Below are 16,031 nucleotides of genomic sequence, written 5' to 3'. Positions count from 1 at the left end.
TCGGTTGCTAACGACTAAAACTAAGCGTAAAAAAATAATTAAGCGTAAAACAATAATAAAACCTTCAAAACATTAAAAAACACGAGCAAAGCATCATTAGCTGCTAACCCAAATCTAAAATACTGTTTAACTTGTCACCACCTTTCTTTTAACTACTGAACAAGGCCAACTTTAAAATCATGAGCAACACTATCACTATTTACAAACAAATCTATCCTTCTCAATGTCAGCAGCTAGCACACTTTGGTTACCGCTCTTTGATTAATATTCGACCAGATAATGAAGCTGCTAATCAACCATTAAGCGAAACACTGAATCTGGCGGCAAAAAAAGCCCATCTAGCTTATGCTTATATCCCTTATGATGAAGATCGATTAAGCTGTGCTACCATTGCATCTTTTGCTGAGCAATATCACAAAATGCCAAAACCTATTATGCTGTTCTGTGGCTCTGGTGCACGCGCCAAATTACTGTATCAAAGTGCATTGATGCAGGGTCTGTTATAAATACCAAAATACAGTATTAAAACCAAACACTAAGCTCTATCATAAAAGAACCTCTGTTATAAAAAAGGAAACCCAATGACACATCAAGTTAGTTTTTCAGGTCAAATCACACCAGAACAAGTTCAACAAATCGTTGACCAAGGCTTTAAAACCATCATCAACAACCGTCCAGATGGTGAAGCAGCTGACCAGCCTAAGAATGCAGATATTGCTGCCGCTGCCAAACAAGCCGGCGTTGCATACAAAGAAATCTTATTTGCTGGCAATGCGTTAACTCAGCCGATCGTTGAAGAGTTTGCCGATTACTTTAATCAAGCCGAGCAGCCTGTATTTATGTTCTGCCGTACGGGCAACCGCTCAAATGGCTTGTATGAAGCGGCCAAACAAATGGATTTACTAGACGATTAAGCGGTCTGGTTTGACTGACAGTTGTACCTATAATGGGCTATCGTCTTGATGGCCTTTTTTTATCAAACAGTTATCCCTTAATATAATCCTTGTATTACCCTCGCTTGCCTTGTAACCACTTTAGACTTCTTTAACTAGTGCTGACTGCGACTATATCGTGACCTTAAATTGAAGGAACAACAAAAAAACCACCGTAACCTATAGGCTACGGTGGTTTTTTATTAATAAATGAAATGAGCACTCACTTATTTAAGTTAAACAGCAACTTACGAGTTGTCTTTTAACGCTTTGGCTTCTTCTACCGCATCTTTGCCCCAAGCTGCCATATCCAAGTCTAGCTTTTCATAGTTTTGCGCATCAAACAGCGGTACTTTAACCCCTGCTCTAAGCTGACCTGCGAAGTCGTCTAACAAACGCTTAGCACGTGGGAATAGCATAATTAGTGCCAATAAGTTGGCCAATGCCAATACACCCATTAATGGATCTGCGAAGAAGAATACTGTGGTTGCATTTGGCGCAGCAGCACCCACAAATAAGATAGCAATCACCACCACACGTAGGATAAAGGTTGCCATTTTGATGTTCTTTTTAACCAAGAAATTAATGGCGTTTTCACCCATGTAGTAGTTATACATGATAGAGCTTAACGTAAACAATAGTAAGGCAATGGTTAAGATATACTGCGACCAAGCCCCCAGCTCACTGGTTAATGCCTGCTGTGCCAATACAATACCGTCAACCTCAGCGCCTGGCTGATACACACCACTTAACAAAATCATAAAAGCAGTAGCACTACATACTAATATGGTATCAATAAATACTGAGAGCGACTGTGAAATACCTTGGCTAACTGGATGGGTCGCATAAGCAGTTGCTGCTACGTTTGGCGCTGAACCTAAGCCTGCTTCGTTTGAGAACAGACCACGTTTCATACCTTGCTCAATCGCTGCACCGATACCACCACCAACAACTGACTCAATTCCAAAGGCATTTTTGACAATCATGCCAATCAAACTAGGTAGTTCAGTGATGTTCAGGACAATAATAACCACAGCCATCGCCAAATAGATCAGTGCCATGATAGGAATCACAATATCAGCGGCTTTTGCAATACGCTTAATACCACCAAATACGATAAAGCCACCAGCAATCACCAATGCGATACCAGATACCCAGCGCTCAATGCCAAAGCTCTCTAGCGCTGAACCTGCTACCGTATTACCTTGGAATGCCACAAAACCGATCGAGAATGACAACAATAAAGACACTGCATAAATAACTGCTAACCACTTATAATCCTTACCTAAGCCATGCAGGATATAAGTTGCTGGACCACCACGGAAGTTGCCTTCGTGGTCTTTACGCTTATATAGCTGAGCCAAGCTACATTCCACGATACTGGTCATCATACCAACAAGAGCAACGGTCCACATCCAAAATACAGCGCCAGGGCCACCGAGTGAGATAGCCACTGCCACACCGGCGATATTACCACCGCCCACACGTCCGCCAATAGAGACGAGCAATGCTTGACGCGCACTAATACCACCCTCTCCGACTTCATCGCTGCGCAAAACCGAGAACATACGTTTAAAGTATCTCACCTGCGCAAATCTTCCAACTATCGTAAACAATAGGCCGAAAATGATTAGCATTGGGACCAGTGCCCATCCCCAGGTTAAATCACCTACCTTGGTGAAAAATGCTTGAATTAGCTCCATGGTGATTTTTATTCCTTCTAAAAAAGAGTCTTGTGCCTCTATTGAATACGCTCAAAAATTTTTTATACGTATTCACTAATCACAGTGATTAAACGTGCACAAGTTGCGTAAATTTGCACATCTTACCTATCTCAAGATCGTACCTAATAGCAGAAGACCCTATTTAATAGCAAAACATACCTAACAGTGAAACATACTCAACACCTAATACTCTCAACAGAATTAACCTTGATTATCACTAAAAAGATACGTTCAAGTAAGATGCAAGAAAGTTTATGCTCACTATTTTAAAGCAAAATATAACTTAGGGTTATCATTAATTGATAAAAAATAGGATTTTATCCAGTTTTTTTCAATTTTTCTCTTTTTTGCTGCGTTGTCACCATTTTTTGTCGCTGTGACGCAATAACAACTCCATAATGGATACGCTAACTTAATTGTTAGGACAATAAAAAAACCACCGCCATATAAAATGGCAGTGGTTTTGTTTTCATCACGTTAACTATGAGATTGGGAGTAGCGCTACTTACTTTATCGTCACGCCGCTGTCAGCAGGACTGGAAACGACAAATCATCGACTCAGCTGCGACTTACTGCATTACCAACTTACTGCATTACCAAATAATCAAAAGCACTTAACGCCGCTTTTGAGCCCTCGCCCATCGCAATGTTAATCTGCTTAAACGGTACCGTAGTTACGTCACCGGCTGCAAAGATACCTTTACGACTGGTTTGGCAACGCTCATCAATTTCGATTTCGCCAAAGCGATTCATATCGACAAAGCCTTTAACAAACTCTGAGTTTGGCACCAAGCCAATTTGTACAAATACCGCTGACAAGTCTTGCTCTTTAATTTCGCCACAAGTACGGTCTTCATACACGATAGAGGTAACTTTACCATCAGTCGCTTTAATTTCTTGAGTGGCCGCTGACTTGATGATTTTAATGTTGCTTGTCTCTTTAGCTTTATTAATTAGAACTTGGTCAGCTTTTAAGTCATCAGCAAATTCAAAGACAGTTACGTTTTTAACGATACCCGCCAAGTCAAGCGCAGCTTCAATACCAGAGTTACCGCCACCGATAACCGCAATGTCTTTGCCTTTAAAGAAGGGACCATCACAGTGCGGACAGTAGGCAACACCGCTACCAATGTTTTCTTCTTCACCTGGTACACCAAGCTTACGCCACTGCGCACCTGTTGCTAAGATGATACTACGAGTCTCAAAGGTTTCGCCTGTATTTAGCTCGATGGTATAGTTTTCATCTTCAGTTTCACCCAGCTTTTTGACACTGACATGCTCTTTGATAGTGATATCATATTCTTTTAAATGCTTTTCAAAGTTGGCAGATAGTTCATTACCTGTGGTCAAGGGCACAGAAATTAAGTTTTCAATGCTTTGGGTGTCTTTCACCTGACCACCAATACGGTCAGCAACTATGGTCACTTTTAGCCCTTTACGTGCGGTATATATAGCAGAAGCAACCCCTGCTGGACCACCGCCAATAACGGTTACATCTTGACGCTCTAGCTGTTCAGCGTCATCGGCAGCAGATAATAGGTCTGGATACTCTTGTTGTAACTTATCGATGATTCTGGCGGTATCGACCTTACCATTTAAGAAAGGTTTACCATTTAAAAATACTGCGGGAACACCTTGAATGTTATTAGCTTCAACCTGCTCTTGGAACAAACCGCCATCAATCATCTCACTACTGATATCGTCATTTAACAAAGCAAACTGGTTTAATGCTTGCACGACATCTGGACAGTTGTGGCAGGATAACGACACATAAGTCTGGAACTGTAATGGATGATTGATACGCTTCACCATATTTTGAATACTGTCATCCAATTTTAAGGTATGACCACCCGCTTGTAACATGGCCAAAATCAATGAGCTAAACTCATGACCGCCTGGGATACCACTAAATACGATACCCGTTTCGCTAGTTTCCCCTTCGATTTCAGTGGTAATTTTAAAGCTTATGGGACTGGCCAAACTCTCATCGGCTTGGTTAGTGTCAAAGTTAATCTTGTCACTGGTACTGGCAATTTTGCTCAAAAAATCAACCAGCTCTGCACGTTTTTCATGCTCACCACTACCGATGACAAAACGGATTGGGCGAGTCATATTTTCGCTATAACTTTTGACAGCATCTAACAAACTTTGGTCTAACATATTAAACTCCTAATTTTCTTTTATATTTTTAAGATCTAATTATTTAAGCATTACACACATTCGGCTACTTACTTCATGCCTTTATTATCAGGGCTTGATGTCCGAATGACAACCTTATATTACTGAAGAAAATGATTTACAAAACAAATCGATTGATTGTTATTGTTATATATTACAAATTAACTTTATCGGTAACGATTACCAAATCTTACTAAAATAACTGCTACTAAGCATAGCCTTCTGTAACATTTTTGGGTACAATTTAGGTAGCTAGTCAACAACAATAATGCATTAAGCATATAAATTTATCATGACATGTCTTTGGCTTTTGGTTTGCTTTTACCTTTTGAAGCTTAAAGCCTGTATTTTATTTTGATTTATGTAACCTAACTAAACTATATAAGGATAATATTATGTTCCATGAGCATCGTGATTTAATCAGCAAATTAAAAAGCACTGACTTATACTTCCAAAAAATGTTTGACGAGCACAATAAGTTAGATATTGAAATTAACAAGCTAGAAAATGATGTAGTAAAGTCTGTTAGTCGTGAAGATGAGATTGATGAGATGAAACGTCATAAACTTGCACTAAAAGAACAAATCGGTCGCTACTTAGACGAAAAAAGCAAAGACCAGTAAAAAGACCAATAAGATGGTCGTTGCGCTTACTGCTTAAGCGAAACCCATCCGCTAAACAAGCTTAACCTAAAGCCCTAACCTACTGTTAGGGCTTTAGGCGTTTTGGCGAAACACAATTTTGAAAGCCGACTCTGTCTGTACTTATTCAGCCACTACTTATCTGCCGTAATGGATGAGCTATTTTCTCATTTACATCCGTTAACCACGACTATCACAACAGTCCATACTTATTCACTCTTTTTTTATGTTAATATAGCTAGAGTTAATATAGCTAGAAGAGCTAATGTCGCTAAAAAGTAGCGAATACATCAAACATTATCAACACACGAAAACATTCTAAGCCGTACGCTCATTCAACACAACAGATCGTACGCTTATAAACACTAAAACAGTAACCTAAATATTAGATAATCCTAATATTAGCGCATACTGATACTAAATCATTAAGATAAAATAACTCATACGGTATTATATGACCTGGAACGATCCAAACGCACAACAAGAAGCTCAAAACTACGACAACCCTATCCCAAGCCGCTTGCTTATCTTGCAAACCTTGGCTGAAAAAGGGGAGCTAACTCACAAACAACTGGCTACCGCTTTTGGTATGGACAGTGATGATCAATTCGAAGCCTTAGGCAACCGCTTAAAAGCCATGGCACGTGATGGTCAAGTCCATCGTGATGGCCGACCTTACAAGTATCGTGCTGTCACCCAACAAGATGTGGTCAGTGGCACTGTCTCGGCTCACGCCAAAGGTTTTGGCTTTGTCGTACTCAATGGCATGCCCGATTTATTCTTGCATGAAAAGCAAATGCGCTGGGTATTCAACGGTGATACAGTCAACGCTGTTGGTACCACCACTGACAATCGTGGTCGAACTGAAGGCCGTATACTTGAGGTCACTGAACGCCAACAAACCCAGTTTATCGGTACTTTAGAAAAAGATGACGAAGGCTATATGGTGAGCCTGTCTAGCCCTAATAATCATCAGCCGATCACTGTTGCCGAAAAAAATGTCAAAGTGCTCAATGCCAAACCTGGCTATCCAGTGAAAGTCGACATTATCGACTGGCCAACTCAGCATGAATTTGCCACAGGTAAAATCGTCGAAGTCATGGATGATGACAATGATCGTGAAGTGATTATTGAAACCACCCTACTTAACTACGACATTCCAAGCGAATTTGGTGCGGCCGTCCTAAAGCAAGCCAATAGCTATAAAGAGCCCACCGAAAAAGACGTCAAAGGCCGTACCGACATCCGTCAGCTACCGCTCGTTACCATTGACGGTGAAGACTCACGTGACTTTGATGATGCGGTTTATGCTGAAAAACGTCCAGGCGGTAACTACCGTGTGGTGGTAGCTATCGCTGATGTTAGTCATTATGTTACGCCAAACTCAGCGCTAGATCATGAAGCCTTCGAGCGTGGTACTTCAGTTTACTTCCCACATCATGTGGTACCGATGTTACCTGAAGTCTTGTCTAATGGCTTATGCTCGCTCAACCCTGGCGTTGATCGCTTGTGTATGGTTGCGGATATCAAATTATCTCGCGCTGGTAACATCACAGGCTATGACTTCTACCCTTCGGTGATGCACTCGCAAGCACGCTTGACCTATAACCAAGTTAATGATTATTTCGATGGCAATTTAGACACAGTGCCTGACTCATTAACTGGCAATAAAGAGGTCAAAAAGTCGATCGACACCATGCATCAGTTGTATGAAGTGTTGGTCAAAAAGCGTGAACAGCGCAATGCGATGGAATTTGAAACCCCAGAAACTTATATTAAGTTTAATGAAGAAGGTGGTATTGATGCCATCGTGCCTCGCACCCGTGGTGATTCGCACAAACTTATTGAAGAGTTGATGCTGCTTGCCAACACCTGTGCTGCCAACTTTGCGTTAAAAGAAGAGTTGCCAGTGCTATATCGTAACCACGATAAGCCAGATGCTGAAAAATCTCGCATCCTTCATGAATATGCCAAAAACTTCGGTATCAGCTTTCCAGAAGAAAGCCCTACCCAAGCCGATTACAAGCGCATTATTGAAGCAACCAAAGAACGCCCTGATGCCGTCAGCATCCACAGTATGCTGCTGCGTTCTATGATGCAGGCCAACTATTCGCCAGACAATATCGGTCACTTTGGCCTAGCCTATGACGAGTATTCACACTTTACCTCGCCCATTCGCCGCTATCCTGACTTAATGCTACACCGTGCGATTAAGGCGAAGGTCACTGGCAAAAAACAGCCAGATATGGACTTCACCTTAGAAGAAGCTGGTCAGCAAACCTCAGATACTGAGCGCCGCGCTGAAAAAGCCTCACGCTTTGTCGAAAGCTGGCTGAAGTGTCATTACATGAAAGACCATGTCGGTGAAGAGTTTGATGGCGTTATCACCACAGTCACCAGCTTTGGTCTGTTCATCAACTTAACTGAGCTATTTATTGATGGCTTAGTTCACATCTCAAATGTGGGTAATGACTACTTCACTTATGATGAAAAACAGCAGCAGCTAATCGGTGGCAAAGGCACGATTTATGGTCTTGGCGACTTAGTACGCATCAAGGTTGCTGCGGTGAATATGGACTTATTGCAAATTGACTTTGAGCTGGTCGCTAAGCTAAAAGCCAGTGCGCTCAACCAAGGCAAAAAGCCAACGGGCAGTAGCAAAAAAGCCAGCAATAATAAGACGGCCAATAAATCCAGTAAGAGCAATGGCAATGGCAATAACAGCAGCAATGGCAACAAAGAGGCCACGGCTGACAAGAAGCCTTCTCGCCACCGCAATAGTCGTAACAAGAGTAGCACTAAAGGTAAAAAGTCAAATCAAGCTAGCAATAAGACAAACCAAGATAACAACAAGTCTAGCTGACTGACTCCCAATTAAATTACGACAAAAATAGCGGTGCTTACTCAAAAACACCGCTATTTTTTGCTATTTATTTGCTATATTTAATCTTCTTTTACTTAATTTATCGTCCATTCCCTACCAAGCGCACTAAGGTAACTCCGCAAGCTCGGCACTAATTGGCAGATGGTCTGACAACTTCGACCAAGGCTTACCCTTGTGTACCCAAGCCTGCTTTACTTGCACATTACGCACATAAATGCGATCTAAACTAAGGACTGGTAACTTAGCAGGAAACGTAGGTAATAGCCGATCATGATACTCCATAAATGCTTCGGTCATATTTAGCTCATCGGCTAACTTCTGACAAGAGACTTTTTTCCAATCATTAAAATCTCCTGCTAATACCAGTGGCGTATCTTCATCGATAAGGTCACTATCATTGACATACTTTGCAATGGCATCATACTGCTTGCGCCTATCATGTTCTAGCAAGTTTAAATGCGCACACAACACAACAATCGGACGTTCCCATCCAGCAGGGTGTACCTCACAATGCAGTACGCCACGCTGTTCTAGCTTATTGACCGTAATATTCACATTATGCTTCGGGTCAAGTGGATGGCGACTTAGCACGGCATTACCATGATGACCATTGTCGTATTCTGAGTTTTTGCCATAGCTGTGATCTAAGTTTAAATATTCACCAAACCACTCATGCTGCGACTGGTTCGGATATTCGTTATACTTCACCATCCGCTTTAGGTTTTGACCCTGTACTTCTTGCAGACACAGTATGTCTGGATTGGCCTGACGTAAGGCCTCACCTATTTTTTGAGTCACAACCTGCCTATTTAGTGGCGACATGCCTTTATGTATATTGTAGCTGGTTAAGACTATACTATTACTACTGCTCTTATTCATAATTGTCGATACTTGTATTATTAGTGCGGAGAGCGGTTAAAAATAACTCAAAATAAACTTGAAGTCTATGGCTGACTAAGGCGTGTCTTCATTTTGAAAATGACGATAAAAAAACAAATCGTAGTCAGACTAGGAAAATAATACAGACAAAAAAGCACCAGCCAGTGCCAGTGCTTTTTTCAATATGTTATGTTTTGCTGTTAATAACTAACTTTGCTTTTGATAACATATTATATAATGAGGACCGTCCCTATTGATATTGATATCAGGTCATGTCCTCAATAAGTAGCTAGTAACGAGTGACCAAGGCAATTGGCAAGTCTTCACCCATAATCTCTTGAGGCATAAACACAACTTTACCACCATTGTGAATCACATGCTCAATGATATCGCTAACCGCATCATCGGTAACACCCTCTGCTGCTGGATCATCCGCCAACTGTAACGTCTGCGCCTTCTCATCAATAATCGCAGGTTGCATATAGCCTTTGCGTAGATATAACGTCTCGCCAGCACCTTGGAAGGCTGCACGATAAACTTCTTGCAAATCAACACGTAACATCTGTGCCCCACGTGCTTTATCAATCTCACCTAAAGCGGCTTCATGCAATGAAGTGCGATAAGCTTCTACTGCCTCTTGTACACCATCTACGATATGCTGAGCACTGCCATTCTCTAAGTCTGTGACATTAGACACTGAAGCAATGATGTTTTCAGGACGATCACACACTTCTTGATAATAACTGATATTGCGGTTATCGCCTACCAAGACCAGTGGCATTTGATGCTCGCCCCACAGCTCTTGCACGCTTTTATCAATACGATTAAAGTACTCTGTTAGATAGCTATTTTCTTTATTTGATGAACGATCTGAGCTACCATCACCTGTCTTATATGGGCTATTATTCTCGATAGGAAATGGCATATTTTCCATATTCTTTTGAGCCTCGTCATCGTGCTCAAACTCTTTAACAACACGATCGTTAGATGCTTCAATTAAACGGGCATGATCACGACCAAGCACAACAGTATAATAATGCACAGCGCTAGCCATATCACGCACTAAGTCACGAGTTGCATAGCGCTCATCAATAATCACTCGCTGTTTGACATCAATAGGTAAGCGCAGAACTTGCACATCCTCTGTACTGGCAAATATTGCTAGGGTATCTAGGTTATAGTTATGATCTAGCTCGTCTGTTTTTGCATGAATTTTTTCTAGAATGGTCGTCGCTGTTGTTTTATCATACTCATTACTAATACGCTCTTCCGCCACTTTTAATTGATTTTTTAAGGCGATGGGATCTTGCTCGTTATCTGGATGCTTGCGGTGTGTTTTAACAAAAATACTCACAGCAGGTTGAGCAACTTTATTGCGTAATTCTTTTAGTATTGACTTCATAAAACGTCCTTTTATTTATCTTATTTATTAAAGTATTTATTAAGGCTCTAATTTTTAGAATTCAAAGCTGTTGATGCCAAGCTCTTGTTTATAAAATGAATTTATAAAATGAATTGCTAAAATCTATTTTGTATTTAGTGCTACTAATTCTAAAATAGCAAGTATTGTTATTAAACTCCATACAGGCTTTGTAAATAAATAGTATTTAATTAAGCAACCCTGTTTTTATTATGTAAAAATTATTAACATAAGTTAGATTAAGTAAAAGTTGGTTAAAAAGTTAAAAATTTCAGTTCAGTCATTACCTTGTAATCTCTAGCTTTAGACTCAATATCATACAGGTAAGCCCTTACCAACAGGCAAACTCATGCAACGGCTTTAACACCTATCCACCTATCTGATCAACAAACCACATACCATATAAAGCTAAATATTTACAATCAGTTTAAGCAGTTTTTTAATCATCGAAAACAACTCAAAATAATGGATATAATAATGATGCAAAACACACAAGCCACCTTAGATCAAAATCTACATCTGGTCGACTTTTCACAAGTCACCCCAGCACAGCTAAAAACTCAGGTCATTACGGCACTGGATAAAAGCAACGCTTTTTTAGATACTCTGGATACCCAAAGCGTGCCCAATCAAGCACAAGCTGCGCTCAATGACATTATTGAATTTGACCATATTGGACTTGAGCTAGATCGCAGTTGGGGCATTGTTTCGCACCTAAACAGCGTCATGAGTAATGATGACATCCGCCATGTGCATCATGAGCTACTACCGCTACTGTCTGCTTATGGCACTCGTGTTGGTCAGCACAAACCCCTGTATCAGCGTTATCAAACCCTCAAAAATGATAGCGCATTTTTTGACACACTTGAGCCTGCCCGCAAACGTGCTACCGAACTTGCTATCCAAAGCTTTGAGCTATCAGGCGTTGCCCTGCCAGAAGAGCAACAAAAAACCTATGCCGACATTCAAAGCGAGCTTTCCACCTTATCGGCTAAGTTCTCTGACAACATACTCGATGCCACCCAAGCATTTGCCTTGCCACTTAGCGATGAACAACTAGCAGGCATCACCGACAGTGGCTTAGCCATGTTGGCAAATGCAGGCGAGCAATATAAAGCCAAACTGCTAGACAGCAAGCAAAAAACACAAGCCGAAATAGACGCCCTACCGACGCCATACTATGTAGCAACGCTAGACATTCCTGTTTATCTAGCCGTGATGACCCATGCCGATGACCGCAACCTGCGTGAAACCTTATATAAAGCCTACGTGACCCGTGCTTCAGAATTTGATGAGCATAAAAATGGCAAAGGCGAGCCATTAAACAACAGTGAGGTTATGGAAAAAATCTTAAGCCTACGTGAGCAAAAAGCAAAACTGTTAGGCTTTAATAACTATGCCGAAGTGTCACTATCTCGCAAAATGGCAGACACCGTGCCACAAGTAGAAAGCTTTTTACGCAACCTTGCTAGCAAAGCCACACCGTCCGCACAGCAAGACTTAAAACAACTCCAAGCAGAAGCAAACAAGCACGGCATAGCAACAAACGACCTACAACCTTGGGACACCGCCTATATTGCCGAAAAAGTAAAACAAGCCAAATTTAGCCTATCGCAAGAAGAGATTCGCCCTTACTTCCCACTGCCAAAAGTGATTGACGGATTATTTAGCATCGTCAACCGCCTATATGGAATCAAAGCCGTTGAATGCACCGAACACGTCACCCGTTGGCATGACGATGTGCGTTTTTACCAACTATTTGACACCAATACAAACGGCAATACAGATGACGATACAGACAACAATGGCACCTTAATCGGTGGTTTCTATTTTGACTTATATGCCCGTCAAGGCAAACGAGGTGGGGCTTGGATGAGCGGTTTCCAATCTCGCTATCACTATGCTGGCAATACGCCCGAGCAAGGCTACCAGCAACTGCCTGTCTGCTTTATGGTCGGTAACTTTACCCCACCAACTGACGGCAAACCCAGCTTATTAACCCATAACGAAGTCACCACCTTATTCCACGAATTTGGACACGGCTTGCACCACCTACTGACCCAAGTGAGCATTAGCGATGTGGCAGGTGTCAATGGCGTAGAGTGGGACGCAGTCGAATTACCTAGCCAATTTATGGAAAACTGGGCGTGGGATAGCGATGGCATCAACCTCATCAGTGCCCATGTTGACACTGGCGAGCCACTGCCCAAAGACAAACTAGACGCCTTGCTTGCCGCCAAAAACTTCCAAAGCGGTATGCAAACCCTACGTCAAATCGAATTTGCCCTATTTGACTTGCTATTACACGCTAAGTCCCCTGCCCCAGACTATCAAGGCATCTTAGCGACACTGGATAGCGTGCGTGACGATGTCGCCATTATGCAAACACCAGCGTACAACCGCTTTGCCAATGGCTTTAGCCATATCTTCGCAGGGGGTTATGCCGCAGGCTACTACTCTTATAAATGGGCAGAACTACTCTCTGCCGATGCCTTTAGCAAATTTGAAGAAGACGGCATTTTCAACCCACAAACAGGCAAGGCATTTAGAGAGAGCATTTTATCGGTAGGTGGTAGCCTACCTGCCAAAACCAACTTTGAAAACTTCCGTGGTCGCAGTGCAACAATTGATGCCCTACTACGCCACAGCGGCTTTACCGACACTCAAAACAATGAGGTAGCCTAAAAAATGCGTTATGAATCCAAACGCCCAAGACGCCAGTTTTTAGCTGGCGTCAAGTGTCCAAAATGTGATGAAATGGATGCAGTAGTGCAAGTCCGTATATTTGAGCCTGAAGAGGACGAATATATCGAATGCACAAAATGCGGACACAGCGAGCGTCGCCCAGACCCTGAAGCAATCAGAGAAAAAAATGCCCTAGCAAATGATGCGATGAGCACAGGTACGCAAGGTACGGTGAGGTTTATTAAGTAGCTTTAAGTTAAGTAGGTTTTAAAGTTGGACTTCTGCATCACAAATAACAAAGGGCGTTCAGCCCTTTTTTTGTGGAAAATCATTTTATTAAAGATAGAAAAGCAAAAAACTAGCCTCAATATCGCAGTCCCAGCAACATGGAGAAATATGCGAGATATAAGTAGTCTTTCTTTAAGCACTATATCCGTGCCTCGTCCCTCGGCAAGAGCCTATACTTAAAATCTAATTGCTGCACAAACTAGTAAGCAATTTCTGGCTTTTTTATTCAATAACCATTAATATCCTGATAAACAAACATATTAACTTACATCTCCGATAAACGTAATAATGTTGTTTATCGGGAAGTTGGTCACACATCAAGGTCAAAAAAAATGAGTAGAATAAACTTGATATATCCTGAAAAAGTAAAACTTAAAGACCACCCTATCCTTACAGAAGCTTGGTTACAAGAAATTATTGCAAAAAACCCAGAGGTAATTGGACTGGGTGACTTGGTTCTTAAAGACAAAGAAAGGAAACAAATTAGAGCAGGAAGACTGGATATATTACTTCAAGACCCAGAAATAAACAAAAGATATGAAGTTGAAATTCAACTAGGTAAAACAGATGAAAGCCATATAATAAGGACTATCGAATATTGGGACATTGAAAGAAAGCGATACCCTCAATATGAACATTGTGCTGTAATAATTGCGGAAGAGATTACGAGTAGATTCTTGAATGTAATTGGGCTTTTTAACGGAAACATTCCTCTTATTGCTATTCAATTAACCGCATATAAAAATGAAGATGATTACTTCCTGACCTTTAATAAAGTATTAGACGAAATGGTTCTCGGACTCGTTGACGATGATGAAGAAATTAGTGAGATTACAGACCGAAACTATTGGGAAACTCAAAAAGGGACACCTAAGACCATTAAAATTGTAGATGAAGCATTAGAAATGATCACTGAAGTTATTCCAGGCTACCAACTAAAATACAACAAATTTTATATCGGACTTGCCCAAAATGGCAGAGCGGATAATTTTATTTTGTTTAGGGCTAAAAAGAACTTTACTAGGATGGAAATCCGACTTGACCGATCAGAAGAACTTGAAAATGAAATTGAAAATCGTGGTATTGATTTGATGGACTATGATAAGCGGTACGGAAAATATAGAATGAAGATTAGTTCTCATGATTTGAAGAAACACAAAGAGTTTTTACAAGAACTTGTGAGACAATCAAAAGGAATTAAAAAAAAGACGGAAAAAGCAATTGAAGAATAAAAGCGCGTAGGTTGGGGGGAGGAACGACATCCAACTGTTTTTAATTTATAATGTGTTGGGTCTCGTTACCTCGACACCAACCTACCAATCGTTTTTAAGTTAAGTGTTAAATCAATATTTTTTCGGTGGTTTAACGTTTCCATTAAGAATTCGGTTAAGCTTCTAAAGGTCATTGCAAATGCAGTTGTAGTAACGTGAGTGCTAATCAACATAACAAGGGCTTTTAATACGTGGGTTTCATTGCGTTGCACCCACGCTTGCTACTTTTCATATCCGAACCGTTGTAGGTAATTAGAAAAATGCAGAAATTCAATTTTATATTTTTAAGGTCAGACAAAGTTTTAGTTAGTCAAAAAAAATATTCTGATTGGAAGGAAATACAAAATGAGTTTGATGATTATATGGCGCACATAGGTTTTGATTCGATTGATGAAATTAAAGAGTACATGCAATTTGACTATAAATTAAATGAAGAAAAAGCATTTAAAGAATCGAGAAAAATATCTGAATCTAATTCTGATTATGTAGAAATTGAATTATGACAAATTAAATTGAAGACATATTCGCAACATCTCACGATAGAGGAATAACCGAATGGAAAGGAGATTTAAAACAATAGACATTAAAAATCGAATATCAATATCTCGGACAGGAACTTCAAGATGATTTTGAAAATTTTTATCTGCTAATCCATAATATAGAACATATGTGTTAGTCTGTAGGGTGCGTTCCACGCACCGATTAGAAACTGTGACTTAAAAAGTTCCCGTAGGGTGCGCCCCGCGCACCATTATTCCATGCAATAGATGCGCATGGTGCACCCGACCAACTACTCTCGCTGTCTTTTTCAATTCATAACCATTAATATCATAATAAACGAATATAACAATTTATACCAATTCCATAAATAAACCTATAAACCAATCCAATCACGAGAAGTTATAGACTGAATGAGCTCGGGCTTGGAACAAAGTCTATTCCAAGCCTTGCAGGCAGCATTAACAATAGCCTCATAACCATCAAAACACCTATTGGATAACCAATGTTGTTTCAAATACGACCACACCTGTTCAGATGGATTTAACTCAGGTGAATAAGGGGGTAATTTAAGCATCGTCACATTATGTAGGTTTAAACTTGGTTGATGCCATAGAGCACCATCCATAAC

The 16,031-nt window shown here is 40.7% G+C and carries 13 protein-coding genes; 8 read left to right on the top strand and 5 right to left on the bottom strand.

The features are described from left to right. Nucleotides 1-179: 179 nt before the first annotated feature. Together H140_RS0110415 and H140_RS0110410 are read left to right on the top strand one after the other, a co-directional pair. Entirely contained in the window at nt 180-506 is a 327-nt protein-coding gene (locus H140_RS0110415) for a beta-lactamase hydrolase domain-containing protein (protein ID WP_019673598.1), read from the top strand. A 75-nt stretch (nt 507-581) separates the two neighbouring features. Beyond that, a complete protein-coding gene (locus H140_RS0110410) occupies nt 582-914 on the top strand; it encodes a protein tyrosine phosphatase family protein (protein ID WP_019673597.1) in 333 nt (110 codons plus the stop codon). A gap of 266 nt (nt 915-1,180) precedes the next feature. Here H140_RS0110410 and H140_RS0110405 read toward each other — a convergent pair whose 3' ends face one another. Together H140_RS0110405 and ahpF are read right to left on the bottom strand one after the other, a co-directional pair. Next, a complete protein-coding gene (locus H140_RS0110405) occupies nt 1,181-2,635 on the bottom strand; it encodes an alanine/glycine:cation symporter family protein (RefSeq protein ID WP_019673596.1) in 1,455 nt (484 codons plus the stop codon). A gap of 606 nt (nt 2,636-3,241) precedes the next feature. Beyond that, nucleotides 3,242-4,816: an alkyl hydroperoxide reductase subunit F gene (gene ahpF, locus H140_RS0110400; RefSeq protein WP_019673595.1), complete on the bottom strand. Its 1,575-nt coding sequence runs from the start codon at nt 4,814-4,816 to the stop codon at nt 3,242-3,244. A 413-nt stretch (nt 4,817-5,229) separates the two neighbouring features. On the opposite strand from ahpF, the gene H140_RS0110395 reads away from it, so the two are divergent. Next, nucleotides 5,230-5,457 carry a YdcH family protein gene (locus H140_RS0110395; protein WP_019673594.1) on the top strand — a complete coding sequence of 76 codons (228 nt, stop codon included), beginning with the start codon at nt 5,230-5,232 and terminating at the stop codon, nt 5,455-5,457. Nucleotides 5,458-5,929: 472 nt separating this feature from the next. Continuing rightward, entirely contained in the window at nt 5,930-8,338 is a 2,409-nt protein-coding gene (gene rnr, locus H140_RS0110390) for a ribonuclease R (RefSeq protein ID WP_019673593.1), read from the top strand. Nucleotides 8,339-8,464: 126 nt separating this feature from the next. Here rnr and H140_RS0110385 read toward each other — a convergent pair whose 3' ends face one another. Continuing rightward, nucleotides 8,465-9,238, bottom strand: coding sequence for an endonuclease/exonuclease/phosphatase family protein (locus H140_RS0110385; protein ID WP_019673592.1), 774 nt, complete (start codon nt 9,236-9,238; stop codon nt 8,465-8,467). Nucleotides 9,239-9,527: 289 nt separating this feature from the next. Continuing rightward, complete coding sequence (locus tag H140_RS0110380; RefSeq protein WP_019673591.1) at nt 9,528-10,640, bottom strand: AOC03_06830 family ribosome hibernation factor; 1,113 nt, start codon at nt 10,638-10,640, stop codon at nt 9,528-9,530. A gap of 495 nt (nt 10,641-11,135) precedes the next feature. On the opposite strand from H140_RS0110380, the gene H140_RS0110375 reads away from it, so the two are divergent. The 4 genes from H140_RS0110375 to H140_RS0110360 all read left to right on the top strand — a co-directional run bounded on the left by H140_RS0110375 (nt 11,136) and on the right by H140_RS0110360 (nt 15,405). After that, complete coding sequence (locus tag H140_RS0110375) at nt 11,136-13,343, top strand: M3 family metallopeptidase (RefSeq protein ID WP_019673590.1); 2,208 nt, start codon at nt 11,136-11,138, stop codon at nt 13,341-13,343. A 3-nt stretch (nt 13,344-13,346) separates the two neighbouring features. After that, the gene (locus H140_RS0110370; protein ID WP_019673589.1) at nt 13,347-13,592 is read left to right on the top strand and encodes a YheV family putative metal-binding protein; all 246 of its coding nucleotides are present in this window, start codon (nt 13,347-13,349) and stop codon (nt 13,590-13,592) included. Between the two features lie 371 nt (nt 13,593-13,963). Continuing rightward, a complete protein-coding gene (locus tag H140_RS0110365; protein WP_019673588.1) occupies nt 13,964-14,863 on the top strand; it encodes a hypothetical protein in 900 nt (299 codons plus the stop codon). 299 nt (nt 14,864-15,162) lie between these two features. Further along, nucleotides 15,163-15,405: a hypothetical protein gene (locus H140_RS0110360; protein WP_019673587.1), complete on the top strand. Its 243-nt coding sequence runs from the start codon at nt 15,163-15,165 to the stop codon at nt 15,403-15,405. A gap of 371 nt (nt 15,406-15,776) precedes the next feature. Here H140_RS0110360 and H140_RS0110355 read toward each other — a convergent pair. Then, nucleotides 15,777-16,031, bottom strand: a 255-nt coding sequence (locus H140_RS0110355) for a transposase (protein ID WP_019672673.1), incomplete at its 5' end; no start/stop codon positions are given.

The organism is Psychrobacter lutiphocae DSM 21542, from assembly GCF_000382145.1.
Lineage (GTDB): Bacteria > Pseudomonadota > Gammaproteobacteria > Pseudomonadales > Moraxellaceae > Psychrobacter > Psychrobacter lutiphocae.
Note: the sequence above shows the minus strand (reverse complement) of the source record. Positions and strands in the feature narration are given on the sequence as shown.